Annotated in this window: 13 protein-coding genes; 12 read left to right on the top strand and 1 reads right to left on the bottom strand. The window is 72.0% G+C overall.

The window, feature by feature from the left end:
- Window positions 1-37 precede the first annotated feature (37 nt).
- The 8 genes from SMD20_RS16435 (at window position 38) to SMD20_RS16400 (ending at window position 8,381) form a co-directional block, all read left to right on the top strand.
- On the top strand, window positions 38-592 hold the full coding sequence (locus SMD20_RS16435) for an MFS transporter (RefSeq protein ID WP_329581456.1): 555 nt from the start codon (window positions 38-40) through the stop codon (window positions 590-592).
- Window positions 593-701: 109 nt separating this feature from the next.
- Window positions 702-1,268 (top strand): sigma-70 family RNA polymerase sigma factor, encoded by a 567-nt coding sequence (locus SMD20_RS16430; RefSeq protein WP_329581453.1) that lies wholly within the window; start codon window positions 702-704, stop codon window positions 1,266-1,268.
- Window positions 1,269-1,456: 188 nt separating this feature from the next.
- A complete protein-coding gene (locus tag SMD20_RS16425; protein ID WP_329581451.1) occupies window positions 1,457-3,712 on the top strand; it encodes a heavy metal translocating P-type ATPase in 2,256 nt (751 codons plus the stop codon).
- Window positions 3,713-3,928: 216 nt separating this feature from the next.
- Entirely contained in the window at window positions 3,929-4,555 is a 627-nt protein-coding gene (locus SMD20_RS16420; protein WP_329581449.1) for a DJ-1/PfpI family protein, read from the top strand.
- Entirely contained in the window at window positions 4,552-5,544 is a 993-nt protein-coding gene (locus SMD20_RS16415; RefSeq protein WP_329581446.1) for an ABC transporter substrate-binding protein, read from the top strand. Before SMD20_RS16420 ends, SMD20_RS16415 begins: the two co-directional genes overlap by 4 nt.
- Window positions 5,541-6,605, top strand: a complete 1,065-nt coding sequence (locus SMD20_RS16410) for a FecCD family ABC transporter permease (protein WP_329581445.1) — start codon at window positions 5,541-5,543, stop codon at window positions 6,603-6,605. The genes SMD20_RS16415 and SMD20_RS16410 overlap by 4 nt, the downstream gene beginning before the upstream one ends.
- Window positions 6,602-7,423, top strand: a complete 822-nt coding sequence (locus SMD20_RS16405; protein WP_329581442.1) for an ABC transporter ATP-binding protein — start codon at window positions 6,602-6,604, stop codon at window positions 7,421-7,423. The genes SMD20_RS16410 and SMD20_RS16405 overlap by 4 nt, the downstream gene beginning before the upstream one ends.
- Entirely contained in the window at window positions 7,413-8,381 is a 969-nt protein-coding gene (locus SMD20_RS16400; protein ID WP_329581439.1) for a GlxA family transcriptional regulator, read from the top strand. Before SMD20_RS16405 ends, SMD20_RS16400 begins: the two co-directional genes overlap by 11 nt.
- 51 nt (window positions 8,382-8,432) lie before the next feature.
- Here SMD20_RS16400 and SMD20_RS16395 read toward each other — a convergent pair whose 3' ends face one another.
- Window positions 8,433-9,617, bottom strand: a complete 1,185-nt coding sequence (locus SMD20_RS16395) for a DUF2786 domain-containing protein (RefSeq protein WP_329581437.1) — start codon at window positions 9,615-9,617, stop codon at window positions 8,433-8,435.
- Window positions 9,618-9,832: 215 nt separating this feature from the next.
- Here SMD20_RS16395 and SMD20_RS16390 point away from each other — a divergent pair, with 215 nt between their 5' ends.
- The 4 genes from SMD20_RS16390 to SMD20_RS16375 are packed head-to-tail and all read left to right on the top strand — an operon-like array spanning window position 9,833 to window position 14,076.
- Entirely contained in the window at window positions 9,833-10,966 is a 1,134-nt protein-coding gene (locus SMD20_RS16390) for a zinc-binding dehydrogenase (RefSeq protein WP_329581434.1), read from the top strand.
- Between the two features lie 37 nt (window positions 10,967-11,003).
- Window positions 11,004-12,365: an ABC transporter substrate-binding protein gene (locus SMD20_RS16385; protein WP_329581431.1), complete on the top strand. Its 1,362-nt coding sequence runs from the start codon at window positions 11,004-11,006 to the stop codon at window positions 12,363-12,365.
- On the top strand, window positions 12,362-13,252 hold the full coding sequence (locus SMD20_RS16380; RefSeq protein ID WP_329581428.1) for a carbohydrate ABC transporter permease: 891 nt from the start codon (window positions 12,362-12,364) through the stop codon (window positions 13,250-13,252). The genes SMD20_RS16385 and SMD20_RS16380 overlap by 4 nt, the downstream gene beginning before the upstream one ends.
- On the top strand, window positions 13,246-14,076 hold the full coding sequence (locus tag SMD20_RS16375) for a carbohydrate ABC transporter permease (RefSeq protein ID WP_329581425.1): 831 nt from the start codon (window positions 13,246-13,248) through the stop codon (window positions 14,074-14,076). The genes SMD20_RS16380 and SMD20_RS16375 overlap by 7 nt, the downstream gene beginning before the upstream one ends.
- The last annotated feature ends 5 nt before the right edge of the window (window positions 14,077-14,081 follow it).

Genomic DNA, 14,081 nt, shown 5'->3' with positions numbered 1-14,081 from the left:
GGTGCCGGCTCGCCGCCCTGAGACGACAGCCGGAGTCATGCCCGCTGGAGTGATGTTCCGCCTGCTGCGCACCACGGCCTTCGCTGTGGTGTGCTGTGGGCTGTCCGCGTTCGCCCACCTGCTCGGGGGCGGCAGGGTGACTGCCCTCATGGCGGTGGCGGCTCTGATGGTCTCCTTCGTCGCGGCCATGCCGGCCACCGGCCGGGAGCGAGGTGGGACGGCCGTCTTCCTCCTCCTCGCGGGTGTGCAGGTGGGGTTGCACCTGCTGTTCTCGTTCGCGCCGCCGGTGCTGTCGGTGCTGCCGGTGCTGTCGGGTGTGCCCGGTGGGCATGCGCACTCCGGGCTCGTACCGGGTGTGGGGATGCTGGTCTCCCACGGTCTGGCGACCGTGATGACGGCGTTGTGGCTCGCGCGGGGTGAGGCGGTGCTCTGGGCACTGCTGCGGCACCTCGGGGTGCGTGTCATCGTGCTGCTGCCTCTGGCGCACCGCACGCCGTACTGGACGGTGGTCGTACGCACCGTCGAGCCCGCGCCTCTTCGCTCCGCAGTGCTGGAGCACTCGCTGAGCGGGCGCGCCCCACCGGCTGGCTGAACCTCTCGTTCCTCCCCTTCACCGGACGGATGCACTCCGCCCGGCGGTCGTCGTACGCCCGAAACGGGAGTCCTCCATGCCGGAAACACCAGACCAGAGAGTGATCGATGTGAAACCTGTTGTCGCCGATGAACGTGCCGACGACGATCGGCGCCTGACCGCGCTCGCGCTGGCCGCCCGCGACGGCGCGCCGGCGGACGTCGCGGCCTTCACCGAGGCGGTGTACGGCGACGTACGCCGTTTCCTGGCCTACCTGACCGACGTGCAGTCGGCCGATGACCTGACCCAGGAGACGTTCGTCCGGGTCCTGGGCAGTCTGCCGCGCTTCGCCGGGAGATCGTCGGCCAGGGCCTGGTTGTTGTCCATCGCCCGCCGGGTGGTCGTCGACCGCTTCCGGGCCGCGCGGGCTCGGCCCGTGGTGGCGGACCTGGCGGACTGGCAGGCTGCCGTGGAGCGGTGCCAGCCACGTGACCTGCCCGGATCGCAGGATGCGGTGGAGCTGGCCGAACTGCTGGCCGAGGTGCCTCAGGAACGGCGCCGCGCCTTCGTGCTGACCCAGGTCGTGGGCCTGCAGTACACCGAGGCCGCCGAGCTGCTCGGCTGCCCGGTGGGTACGGTGCGCTCCAGGGTCGCCCGGGCCCGGCATCAGCTTTCGGCGTCCTGGCTGGCCGCCTGACCACCCGGGCACACCCAGGGCAGTTATCCGACGGTGATGCATGTCGAGGGAACTTCCGCCTCGATCCGTCCGACGTCTCGATCATGAGTTTTCGTCGGGCGAGTATCCACGGTCCCGTTGGCGATGAGCCATGCACGCTGACGGAGTCCTGTCTCGGAACAGAGGCCGTCCAGCTCCTCATCGGCGGCATGACCTGCGCCTCATGCGCCGCCCGGGTGGAGCGCAAGCTCAACCGGATGGACGGCGTGAGCGCCAGCGTCAACTACGCGACCGAGAAGGCGACCATCCAGGCCGGTGGCGTCCCGGTGGAAGAGCTGATCCGGACGGTCGAGCGCACCGGCTACAGCGCCGAGGTGGTCACCCCCCAGGCGTCGGCCGCGCCGGAGGACACCGACGACCGGCGCGTGCGGATGCTGGGACGGCGCATGATCGTCGCCGTCGGGCTGGCGTTCGTGCTGATGGACCTGTCGATGGGGATGGCGTTCGTCCCGGAGTGGCACTTCGCGGGCTGGCAGTGGGTGCTGATCGGGCTGACGCTGCCGATGGTCACCTGGTGCGCCTGGCCGTTCCACCGCAACGCCTTCCGCGCCGCCCGGCACGGCGCCACCTCCATGGACACCCTGATCTCGACGGGCGTCATCACCTCCACCCTCTGGTCGGTGTACGTCATCCTGTTCCCGATCGACGCCGGACCTGCCGGGCCGGGCCTGTGGGCGGCGCTGTCCGCACCGGACAGCGCGTTCTATCTGGACGTCGCCGCAGGGGTGACCATGTTCGCGCTGGCCGGGCGATACCTGGAGGCGCGGGCTCGGCGCTCCTCCGGCGCGGTCCTGCGCCGTCTGGCCGAGCTGGGCGCCAAGGATGTCGGCGTGCTGCGCGCCGACGGCAACGAGTACCGCATCGACGTGGCAGACCTGCGCACCGGCGACCTGTTCGTGGTCCGGCCGGGGGAGAGCATCGCCGCCGACGGCCGGATCGAGTCCGGGCAGAGCACGATCGACACCAGCGCCATGACCGGCGAGCCGGTGCCCGTCGAGGTCGCCGAGGGCGACACCGTCACCGGCGCGACCGTCAACCTCAGCGGACGCCTCGTCGTCCGCGCCACCCAGGTGGGCGCCGGCACCCAGCTCGCCGCACTGATCCGGCTCGTCGAGCACGCCCAGGCCGACAAGGCCGCCGTGCAGCGGCTCGCGGACCGGATCTGCGGCTGGTTCGTTCCGGCCGTCTTCGTCCTGTCGGCGCTGACCCTGGCCGTCTGGGTGCTCGCCGGCGGCCAGACCCACCAGGCGGTCACGGCCGCGCTGGCCGTGCTCATCATCGCCTGCCCGTGCGCGCTCGGCCTGGCCATCCCCACCGCCCTGCAGGTCGCCTCCGGCACCGGCGCCAAGCTCGGCGTGTTCATCAAGAGCCATCAGGCCATGGAATCCGCGCGGGTCATCGACACCGTCGTGCTGGACAAGACCGGCACCCTCACTCAGGGCCGTATGAGCGTCGTGGACGTGACCACCACCGAGGGCCTGCCGCCGCAGGAGGTGCTGCGCTACGCCGGAGCCGTCGAGGACGCCTCCGAGCACGCCATCGCCACCGCCATCGCCGCCCACGCCCGCACCGAGCTCGGCGACCTGCCCGAGGCGGACGACTTCATCGCCCTGGCCGGACTGGGCGCGCAGGGGACCGTCGAGGACCGGCGCGTCCTCATCGGCTCGGCCCGGCTGCTGACCCGGCACCACGTCACCATCCCCCCAGTCCTCGACGACGCGCGGACCCACTGGGAAGGCCAGGGCCGCACCGTCGTCCTCGTCGCGGCCGACGGAACGGCCATCGGAGCGCTCGCCCTCGCCGACGCCATCAAACCCTCCGCCGCCGCCGCGATCGCCCGCCTGCACGCCATGGGACTCCGCACACTGCTGCTCACCGGCGACAACGCCACCACCGCCCGCGCCGTCGCCGCCCAGGCCGGCATCACCGAGGTCATCGCCGAAGTGCTGCCCGCCGACAAGGAAGCCACCATCGCGCGGCTCCAGGGCGAGGGCCACCGCGTGGCCATGGTCGGCGACGGCATCAACGAGGCCCCGGCGCTCGCCCGCGCCGACCTCGGACTGGCCGTGGTGGACGGCACCGACGTCGCGCTGGCCGCCGCCGACCTCATCCTGATCCGCGACGACCTCGACGTCGTCCCCACGGCGCTCACTTTGGCCCGCGCCACCCTGCGCACCATCCGCGGCAACCTCGTCTGGGCCTTCGGCTACAACGTGGCCGCCCTCCCACTGGCCGCCACCGGCCTGCTCAACCCCCTCATCGCCGGCGGCGCCATGGCGCTGTCATCGGTGTTCGTCGTCACCAACAGCCTGCGGCTACGCCGCTACGCCCCGCCTCCGGCGACCGGCGACTTCCTCACCGAGCACCTCGACGACGAGGACGAGGCGGTGAGCGAGAAGGTCTGACCCGTCAGCGGGGGGCGTCCTCCAGTGGTCGTACGAAGCCTGGCCGAAGTTCCCGGGAACCAGGGCGGGCTTCGCGACGACTGGTCGGACGAGCCGCTTTGCGCCCATGGCCGTGGCCGGAAGCCGGCGGACGTTGACCTGCCGGCCACTTCCAGGCGAGGGGGCGTCTCGTCACCATGGGGACCCGCGATTCGACACCGAGAACCTGGAGGCTGCATGCGAGCCGACATCGTCGTCTTCGACGGCGCGGACGACCTTGACGTGGTGGGCCCGTACGAGGTGCTTGGCCTGGCCGGCCGCGCCGGGCAGGGCGTCACGGTACGGCTGGTGTCCCTGGACGGGCCGCGGACGGTGACCACGGCGGGCGGTCTGTCCCTGCCCGCGGCCGGCTGGGCGCCGCAGGAGGCCGACGTGCTCATCGTGCCCGGCGGCGGCTACGCCGGGAGCGAGACCTCGGGCGTCCGGGCGGAGCTGGACTCGGGCCGGCTGCCCGCCGCGCTCGCCAGGGCGGCCCGGCCCGGCCTGGTGCTCGCGTCCGTGTGCACGGGCGCGATGTTGCTGGGCGCGGGCGGACTGCTGACCGGCCGGGCCTGCACCACGCACCATCGGGCCGTCGAGGACCTGGTGGCGGCCGGTGGCCGGCACGTGAAAGCCCGGGTGGTGGACGACGGCGACCTGGTGACCGCCGGTGGGATCACCTCGGGCCTGGACCTGGCGGTCTGGCTCGTCGAGCGGTACCGCGGCGCACAGGCCGCCGCGCTGGTGCAGCAGATTTTGGAGTACGAGCGCCGCGAACCGCTGTGGCGTTCCGGCGACCCGGTCGCGTCAGGTGCGGGACGATGAGGCGGCGGCTGACGCTCTGCCTGGTCGCGCTGCTGCCCCTGGCAGCGACCGGCTGCGGCGGCGACGTCCGGCCGGCGGCCGCCGGTTCGTCCATCGTGGTCAAGGACTGCGCGGGCAAGGACGTCATCTTCAGCGCGCCGCCCGCGAAGGTGGTGACCCTCGACGGGTACGCCGCCCAGACGATGGCCCGGCTCGGCCTGACCGGCAAGATCGCCGGCACCGGCTACCCTGCCCCGTTCACCGTGGACACCTCTCCCCACCGAGAGGAACTGGCCAAGATCCCGGTCCTGGCCGAGCGGGTGCCGGTCACCGAGGTCGTCGCCGCACAGCGGCCCGACCTCGTCCTGACCGCCTTCTCCGCCTTCGGCGGACCACCCGGCAGCCCCAAGGACGCCGACCTGGCCACCATGAACGCCAAGGGACTGGCCGCCTGCCTGCCCGGTGGCGACACCCCGTCCGGCCCCGCCCTGGCCGACCTCGCACCCACCTACGACTACATCCGCAAGCTCGGCACCGTCTTCGGCGTCCAGGACCGCGCCGACCGGCTCATCGCCGAGCTGCGCGCCCGCCAGGACGCCGTCAGGACCGGCGGCGCCAAACCGCGCGTCATGATGGTGCAGGACAACCCGGTCGCCGGGCAGCCGATCAAGACCTCCGGCACCGGCACGATCGCCCATGCCCTGCTCACGCTGGCGGGCGGCGAGAACCTCTTCCCCGACGTCCACGCGATGCACGCCGACGTCTCCCCGGAGCAGGTGGTCAAGCGGGACCCGGAGGTGATCTGGGTGCTCACCGACTACAACTTCGCCAAGGTCAAGGGCCGGGAACTGGTCGACGAGGTCAGGCGGAACCCCCTGCTGTCCGGGACCACGGCCGTCAAGCGGGGAAGGGTCTTCTCGACCTCGCAGTACCTGGTCTCCTTCCCCAGCCCGCTCAACCTCGACGCGCTGGAACAGCTCGCCGCCGACCTGCGTGCGGGCGGCCGATGACCGCGATCGTCGGCAGGCTGCCCGCGCGGGTCGCCGCCGTGCCGTACCCGGTGCTGGTCGCCCTGCTCACGGCGGCGCTGGCCGTCTCGGTGGTGGTCGCCACCGGGTTCGGGCCGGTCGGCGTGCCCGCGGGAGAGGTCGCCGGCATCCTCGTCCACCACCTCACCGGCGGCGGCGACAGCACGGCCACCGCCGACCTCATCGTCTGGAGGATCCGCTTCCCCCGTGTGCTGCTCAGCGCGGTGGCCGGCGCCGGTCTCGCGCTGGCCGGGGCCGTCGTGCAGGGCGTGGTCCGCAACCCGGTCGCCGACCCGTACCTGCTGGGCCTGTCCCACGGCGCCTCCGTCGGCGCCGTGCTGGTGCTGACCACCGGCACCGCCGTGCTCGGCGCGCTCACCCTGCCGGCGGCGGCGTTCACCGGCGCCGCCGTCGCGATCGGGATCGTGCTGGCGATGTCCACCAGGCAGCGCCGGCTGCTGCCGGTGCGGCTCATCCTGGTCGGCGTCGCCTTCGGGCACCTGTTCGCCGGGATCACCTCGTTCGTGCTCGCGCGTACCGACAGCTCCGCCGCCCAGCAGCAGATCATCTTCTGGTTGCTCGGCGGCCTGTCCGGCACGAACTGGGCCACCCTGCCCGTGCCCGCGATCGTCGTCGGCGTGGCCACGGGGCTGCTGCTGACGCGGGCCCGCCGGCTCAACGCCCTGGTGCTGGGCGAGGAGGCCGGCGCGGCGCTGGGCCTCAACGCCAGCCGGCAGCGCTGGTACCTGCTCCTGCTCGTCACGCTGTTGACCGGCACGGTCGTCGCCGTGTCCGGCGGGATCGGGTTCGTCGGCCTGATCGTGCCGCACCTGGCCCGGATGCTGGTCGGCGCCGACCACCGCCGCATGCTGCCCGTCACGGTGGTGCTCGGCGCGCTCTTCCTGCTGTGGGCCGACGTGGCGGCGCGGATCCTGATCTCTCCCGCCGAGCTGCCCATCGGCGTGCTGACCGCGTTCCTCGGAGTGCCGTGCTTCCTGCTCGTCATGCGGGCGCGCGGCCTGGCCGCCCAGGAGACCTCATGAGACTCGACCTCGACGCCGTATCGGTCACCCTCGGTCGCAGGACCGTGGTCGACGACGTGTCGCTGACCGTCCCACCCGGCGGATTCGCGGCGCTCGTCGGGCCGAACGGCAGCGGCAAGTCCACCCTGCTCCGCACCATCTACCGTGCCGTGCGACCGGCGTCCGGCACCGTCCGACTCGACGGCCGTGACCTGTGGTCGATGCCGCCCGCGCACGCCGCACGCAGCGTGGGCGTGCTCATGCAGGAGCAGCACACCGGCTTCGAGTTCACCGTCGCCGAGACCGTCGCCCTGGGCCGCACGCCGCACCTGGGCTTCTTCGACCGGTTCACGCGCGAGGACCGCGCCGCGGTCGCGGAGGCCCTGGACCGTACCGGCCTGGCCGCCTTCGCCGGGCGCCGTGTCGGGCAGCTCTCCGGCGGCGAGCGCCAGCGGGTCCTGCTCGCCCGCGCCCTGGCCGGCCGGCCCCGGCTGCTCGTCCTGGACGAGCCGACCAACCACCTGGACGTCCGTCACCAGCTCGACCTCCTCGAACTCGTCCGGGACCTGGACGTCACCGTGCTCGCCGCCCTGCACAGCCTCGACCTGGCCGCCACGTACGCCGACACCGTCGCCGTGCTGCGACAGGGACGGCTCGTGGCGCACGGCCCGGCCACCGACGTGCTGACACCCGCGACGATCGGGGAGGTGTTCGAGGTGGACGCCACCGTGCACGGCGGCTCCGGGTTCGTGCTGCGGCCCCGCTGCGTCTGCCCGGACCGGCCCTGCCACTGGAGCTGCCGCAACCGCACGGAGACCCTGCTGAGCGATGCCCGCTGACCCGCACCTCGTCGCCGTACTCGCCCTGGACGGGGTGGTCGGCTTCGACCTGTCGATGCCCTGCCAGGTCTTCGGCACCGCCTGCCTGCCCGACGGCACCTACCCCTACCAGGTGCGCGTCTGCGGGGTGACCCCGTCGGTGAACGCCACCGCCGGCGGCGTCGGCTACTACCGCATCGAGGCGCCCAACGGCCTGGACGGCGCCGAGGACGCCGACACCATCGTGGTGCCCGGCGTCACCGTCACCCGCCGGGCCCCCGATGCCGTGCTCGACCTGCTGCGCGAGGCCGCGGCCCGCCAGGCGCGGATCGTGTCCATCTGCACCGGCGCGTTCGTGCTCGCCGAGGCGGGCCTGCTGTCCGGGCGGCCGGCCACCACGCACTGGAGGGCGGCGGGCGAGCTGGCCCGCCGCCACCCCGACGTGCGCGTGGACCCCAAGCCCCTCTACGTGGGGGACGGGCGACTGTTCACCTCGGCGGGCGTGGCCGCCGGGCTCGACCTGTGCCTGCACCTGATCCACCGCGACTTCGGCGCGGCGGTGGCGGCGAGCGCCGCCCGCGCGACCGTCATGGCGCCCAGCCGCGACGGCGACCAGGCCCAGTTCATCCCGCGGCCACCGGCCCCCGTCGCGAGCGGCAGCCTGGCCGCGACCCTCGCCTGGATGCGCGAGCACGCGGCCGAACCTCTCACCCTCGCCGACATCGCGCGCCACGCCAACCTCAGCGTCCGTACGCTCACGCGCCGCTTCCAGGAGCAGACCGGTACCACGCCCGCGGCCTGGCTCGCCCGCGAGCGGCTGCTGCTGGCACGGCACCTGCTGGAGACCACCGACCTGCCGATCCCCGCCGTCGCCGACCGCAGCGGCCACGGCTCGCCCGGCGCCCTGCGCGCGCATTTCGACCGCGAGCTGCACACCAGCCCGCACCGCTACCGGCGGTCCTTCCGGCCACGCACCTGAAGCCTCCGGTCCTGGCGGACGCCGGCGATGCGGACCTCGGCACCCGGAGCGCTATCGCTCCCGCGTCCCGAGGCTGGCCTGGTCGGCGGCGGTACGGCCCGCCGCCCAGCCCTCCCGGTCCCAGGACGTGCGGATCGCGTGCGAGACCAGGTTCGGGAACATGCGCTCGACCGCCTGCTCCACCTCCTGCTCGCGGGCCGCCAGCACCGGCACCAGGTCGGTGCCCCGGCTGGCGCTCTCCTGCGCGACCGCGTCCGCCGTGGCCTCGGCGAGCCGCTCCCCGATCCTGGAGGCGAACGCCGACAGGAACGACTGGCGGAACGCCTTGTTCCTCGACCGGCCGGTGCCGTGCTTCTTGGTGCCCGAGTTCACCAGCGCGGTCTGCGCCTGCACCAGCAGCGAGGTGAACAGCATCTCCACCCAGGACAGATCCGCCGAGAACCCCAGCACGGTGGCGAACCCCAGCTCCTGCGACCAGATCACCCGGCACCTGTTGGCCTCGGCGATGAGGTTGAGCAGCACGGCCTTGGGCTGCTCGTACGGCGCGTCGATGCCGACCCGGATGCCCGCCGGGGCGTCACCTCCGCCTGGCTGCGCGTCCAGCATCGCCGCGTCGATGCTGTACTTCGCCATCAGGCTCTGCGCCGCTGACGTGAACGTCTCCGCCTCCGCCTCGTACGTCGTCGACTCCGCCTTGGCGAGCAGCGCCCGCACCCGCGCCAGCGTTTTCTCGCTGACGGTATGCGAGCGTGCCTGGACCGTACGGCGGGCGGCCCCGGGCGGCGGGCTCAACGACTCCAGCCGGGGCAGCCCGGTCAGCAATTCCAGCAGTTGCAGCACGCCGGAGATGGTCACCAGCCGGCCGGCCCGGTCGCGCGCCTGCCGCGCCGCCAGGTAGCCGCCCTTCCACCACACCGCGGCCTCCAGGCCGGCGAGCTGGCCGCGCCAGCGCTCGTCCACCGTGGCCGGCGCGTAAGCCCGCATCTCCCAGGCGATGAGGTCGGCCGCCACTCGCCCGTGCCAGTCGGTCAGCCGCCTGGCCGCGATCCTGGCCACGTCGGCCGGCTGCCAGCCGCTGCGCCACAACCCCGAGATCGTACGGGCCGCGTTGTCCACCAGCACCCGATCGACGTCGTCCCGGTCGGCCAGGAAGGCGGCGGCGGAGTCGAAGGCCGCCTGATCGTCACGGGCCAGCGCCTCCATCGCCGCGCCGATCAGCTCATTGGCCTTGCTCACACGTGCCGCCCGCCTCGAAGAAAGTCCGCCAGAACTTTACCGTGAAGTCACTGGTACACCTTCGCCACTGTGGCGGCCGGCAGTGCTCCCGCGCGTGGCGGTGCAGGCCGGGGTTATACGCGGCCGGAAACATTCCGGTAACAACACTTGACCGACCAAAAACGGACGAACTAGCTTCTTCTGCATTCTATAGAATCCAGAATGCGGAGGCGGGGATGAACGAGACGGCGCGTGCGGCGATCGTCACGGGTGTCGCCGGTGATGTGGAGATCCGTTCATACGATCTGCCCCGCCCCGGCCCCGGCGAGTTCGTGCTCGAAGTGGAGCTGTGCGGCATGTGCGGCACGGACGCCCACATCTACCGCGGCCGGCTGGACAGCGTGCGCTTCCCGGCCCTGCTCGGGCACGAGATCGTCGGCCGCCTGACGGCGCTCGGCGAGGGTGTGCGCGCCGACCACGCGGGCCGGCCCGTCGAGGTCGGCGACCGGGTGGGCGTCTTTCCCGCGCTGAGCTGCGGCCGGTGCTACGAGTGCACCGTCCGCAGGCGGCCGGGAAGCTGCCCGGACCGCCGTCCCTCGTACGGCTTCGCCTCGCCCGCCGACCGCCCGCCGTACCTGACCGGCGGCTTCGCCACCCACCTGTACGCCTCCAACGCGGGGACGGTCTTCTACCGCACCGGCCTGGAGCCGGCGGTGGCGGTGCTGCAGGAGCCGCTGTCTGTGGCCCTGCACGGCTTGGAACGCTCCCGCGTCGGGATCGGCTCCACCGTGGTCGTCCAGGGCGTCGGCGCGATCGGCCTGATGGCGGTCGTGGCGGCCAGGGCGGCGGGCGCGGCCAGGGTCGTCGCCGTGGGCGGGCCGCCGGCCCGGCTGGAACTGGCCGCGGCCCTCGGCGCGGACGAGGTCGTGGACATCGACCGCGTCCCCGACCCCGCCCGGCGCGCGCACGCCGTACGTGACGCGCTCGGCGAGAGCCGCGGCGCGGACGCGGTGATCGGTACCGCCGGCTCACCCGCGGCGTTCACCGAGGCCATCGGCCTGGTCGCCGACGGCGGGACGCTGGCGGAACTGGGCAACTTCACCGACCGCGGCACCGTGCCGTTCAACCCCTTCAGCGACCTGCTCAAGCGCGACATCACGATCGCCGGCGTCTACGGCGCCGGCCCCGACATGCAACGCAGGTACCACAGCGCGCTCACCCTCCTGCGGCGCGGCGGCCTGCCCTTCGATCAGGTCGTCAGCCACCGCGTGCCGCTGTCCGGCGCCCGGCGGGCGCTGGAGGCGCTCGGCGGCGACTACCGGCTCGACGACAGGGAGATCGTCAAACTCGCCATCGACCCGCACGCCTGACCCGAATTCCCCCACCCCCTGCATGGAGAAGCTGATCATGTCACGAAAGATTCGACTGGTCGCGGCGGTGTCCGCGATCGGGCTGTCGCTCGCCGCCTGCGGCTCGGCCACCGAGGAGGTCCCCGCCGACGGCGGCGGCCTCGGCAGCGCGAGCGCCCCGGTGTCGATCCGCGTCATCGCCAACGACGCGTTCGCCAAGCAGTGGCAGGACCAGCTCGTCCCCGAGTTCAACAAGAAGTATCCGAGCATCAAGGTCACGGTGGACGGCATCCCGTACAACGACCAGCTCGCCAAGACGATGCTGGAGCTGACCGGCACCACCGCCACCTACGACGCCGTGCTCGCCGACGACCCGTGGCTGCCGCAGCTCGCCAAGACCGGCGCGCTGTACGACCTCAAGGGCCCCGAGCTGGCCAAGTGGAACGACGCCGGCTACGACTGGGCCGACATCAACCCCACGCCGCTGGCGGCCGGTGAGTGGGAGGGCAAGCAGTACGCGGTCCCGGTCCGCTCGAACCTGCTGCTGATGTTCTACAACAAGAGCCTGTACAAGAAGGCCGGCGTCAAGGAGCCGAGCTCCGCGACGACCTGGGAGCAGTACTTCGCCGACGCCGAGAAGCTCGTCCAGGACACCGACGGCGACGGCAAGACCGACGCGTGGGCCGTCGGCACGTACTTCACCAAGGACCCGCTGACCCCCACCATCTGGCAGACGGTGCTCAACTCCAACGGCGGCAAGCTGCTGGACGACAAGATGCAGGTGACCTTCAACGACGCGGGCGGCGTCAAGGCGCTGCAGACGCAGGTGGACCTGCTCAAGTACGCGCCTCCCGGGGCGAGCACGTACCAGTTCAACGAGCCGCTGGAGGCGTTCCGCCAGGGCAAGACGGCCACCATGTTCATGTGGGGCAGCGTCTTCAAGGGCACGGCCGTCGACAAGGACACCACGACCCTGACGCCCGAGGAGGTCGGCCTGACGACGCTGCCCGCGGGCACGGCGGGCCCCGGCGCGCACCGCGGCATCTGGACGGCCGGCATCTCCAAGCGCTCCAAGCACCCGGCCGCCGCCTGGACCTGGCTGCAGTGGGTCACCTCCAAGGAGGGCGAGCAGTTCACCGCCAAGGCGTTCGGCACGTTCCCCGCGCGTAACTCCACCCTCGACGGCACCCCGCCCGCCGACTGGGCCAAGCCCGTCTACGCGGCGCTGAAGGAGGGCTACGAGGTCACCGCCAAGAACCAGATGTGGCGCCCGCGCCTGCCCGAGTCCGACGCCGTGCAGCAGATCCTCGCACTCCAGACCAGCCGGGCCATGTCCGGCCAGGCGACCTCGCAGCAGGCCATCGACCAGGCCGCGAAGGAGATCACCGAGCTGCTGAAGAGCAAGGGCTACGGTCAGTGATCGGTCGCCGCGTACGGCTGGGAGAGCCGGGCACGGCCTGGCTCTTCATGACCCCGGCCCTGCTCCTGCTCGCCGGCATGCTGCTCTACCCGATCTTCTACACCTTCTGGGTCAGCCTGTCGGACTTCGACCTGGCGACCTTCCAGCCGACCGGCTGGGTCGGCCTGCGCAACTACACGGCCGTGCTGCACGACCCGGGATTTCTGGAGTCGCTCAAGGTCACCGGCGTCTACCTGGTGATCGCGCTGCCGCTGCAGATGGTGCTGGGCTTCGCCATCGCGTTCCTGCTCAACGTCGAGTGGCGGGGGCGGGGCGTGCTGCGCGCCCTGTTCCTGGTGCCGATGGTCGTCGCGCCCGTGGTGGCGGGCGGCGTGTGGCGGATGCTGCTCGACCCGCTCTGGGGTGTCGTCAACTACACGCTCGGCCTGGTCGGGATCGGCCCGGTCGAGTGGATCGGCGATCCCACCCTGGCCATGGCGAGCGTCATCATCATCGACACGTGGCGGTGGACGCCGTTCGTGGTCCTGATCGCCGCGGCCGGCATCATGGCGCTGCCCGGCGAGGTGTACGAGGCCGCCAGGACCGACGGCGCCGGCCGCCTGCAGACGCTGTGGCGGGTCACGCTGCCGCTGCTCGTGCCGGTGATGGCGGCCGCGTTCGTGGTCCGCTGGCTGGGCGCGGTCAAGATGTTCGACATCGCGCTCGCCGCCACGAAGGGCGGCCCCGGCAACGCCACGAACGTGGTCAACCTCTACATCTACGAGAAGGGGTTCAGGAGCCTGGAGTTTGGCTCGGCCTCCTCCATGGCCACGATCGTGCTGGTGATCACCATGGCCCTGACCTATGTCCTGTTCCGCGTCAGCCACCGCCTGGAGAACCGATGGTGAGGCCCCGCCTGGGACGCTGGGCCGCGATCGCCGGCGCCTGCCTGGTGACGCTGCTCTTCCTGCTCCCGGTCCTCTACATGATCAGCATCTCGTTCAAGCTGCCGAAGGACATCTTCACCGTCCCGCCGCGCTGGCTGAGCCCGCTGACCTTCGACAACTACGTCAGCTACTTCCAGCAGGCCCGCATCCTGCCCCGCATGATCAACACGATCATCGTGGCGGTCGGCGCGTCGGCCATCTCGATGGTGGCCGGGTCCATGGCCGGCTACGCGCTGTCGCGGATGAAGACGCGGGGCGCGAACGTGGCCGCCGGGCTCATCCTGGCCTCCCGCGCGGTGCCGCCGATCGCGCTGGTCGTGCCGCTGTTCCTGGTGGCGCGGAAGCTGGGCCTGACCGACCAGTACATCACCGTGATCCTGGCCTACGTCACCTTCCTGGTGCCGTACGTGGTGTGGCTCATGCGGGCCTTCTTCCGCAGCCTGCCGCCCGAGCTGGAGGAGGCGGCGATGATCGACGGCTGCACCCGGTTCGGCGCGTTCTTCCGGATCATCGTGCCCACCAGCATGACCGGGCTGATCTCCACGCTGATCTTCTGCATCATCCTGGCCTGGGAGGAGCTGCTGTTCGCGCTCATCCTCACCAACGACAAGTCGGTCACCATCCCGGTCGCGATCGCGGGCATCGCCGCTGACACCGAGAAGGGCGGCATGTGGGGACCGCTGGCGGCGGTCGGCGTGCTCACCGTGCTGCCCGTGGTGATCTTCGCGCTGGCCGTGCAGAAGTACCTGATCAAGGGTCTCGCCGACGGCGCGACCAAGGGGTGAGACAG

The organism is Nonomuraea sp. LP-02, assembly GCF_036289125.1.
Lineage (GTDB): Bacteria > Actinomycetota > Actinomycetes > Streptosporangiales > Streptosporangiaceae > Nonomuraea > Nonomuraea bangladeshensis.
The sequence above is the reverse complement of the archived record's forward strand: the minus strand, read 5'-3'. Positions and strand labels throughout refer to the sequence as shown.

What these genes read in the sequence shown, in the direction of transcription:
- SMD20_RS16435 (WP_329581456.1), top strand. Translation starts at nt 38, where the DNA reads ATGCCCGCTGGAGTGATGTTCCGCCTGCTGCGCACCACGGCCTTCGCT.
- SMD20_RS16425 (WP_329581451.1), top strand. Translation starts at nt 1,457, where the DNA reads ATGACCTGCGCCTCATGCGCCGCCCGGGTGGAGCGCAAGCTCAACCGG.
- SMD20_RS16420 (WP_329581449.1), top strand. Translation starts at nt 3,929, where the DNA reads ATGCGAGCCGACATCGTCGTCTTCGACGGCGCGGACGACCTTGACGTG.
- SMD20_RS16415 (WP_329581446.1), top strand. Translation starts at nt 4,552, where the DNA reads ATGAGGCGGCGGCTGACGCTCTGCCTGGTCGCGCTGCTGCCCCTGGCA.
- SMD20_RS16410 (WP_329581445.1), top strand. Translation starts at nt 5,541, where the DNA reads ATGACCGCGATCGTCGGCAGGCTGCCCGCGCGGGTCGCCGCCGTGCCG.
- SMD20_RS16405 (WP_329581442.1), top strand. Translation starts at nt 6,602, where the DNA reads ATGAGACTCGACCTCGACGCCGTATCGGTCACCCTCGGTCGCAGGACC.
- SMD20_RS16400 (WP_329581439.1), top strand. Translation starts at nt 7,413, where the DNA reads ATGCCCGCTGACCCGCACCTCGTCGCCGTACTCGCCCTGGACGGGGTG.
- SMD20_RS16390 (WP_329581434.1), top strand. Translation starts at nt 9,833, where the DNA reads ATGAACGAGACGGCGCGTGCGGCGATCGTCACGGGTGTCGCCGGTGAT.
- SMD20_RS16385 (WP_329581431.1), top strand. Translation starts at nt 11,004, where the DNA reads ATGTCACGAAAGATTCGACTGGTCGCGGCGGTGTCCGCGATCGGGCTG.
- SMD20_RS16375 (WP_329581425.1), top strand. Translation starts at nt 13,246, where the DNA reads ATGGTGAGGCCCCGCCTGGGACGCTGGGCCGCGATCGCCGGCGCCTGC.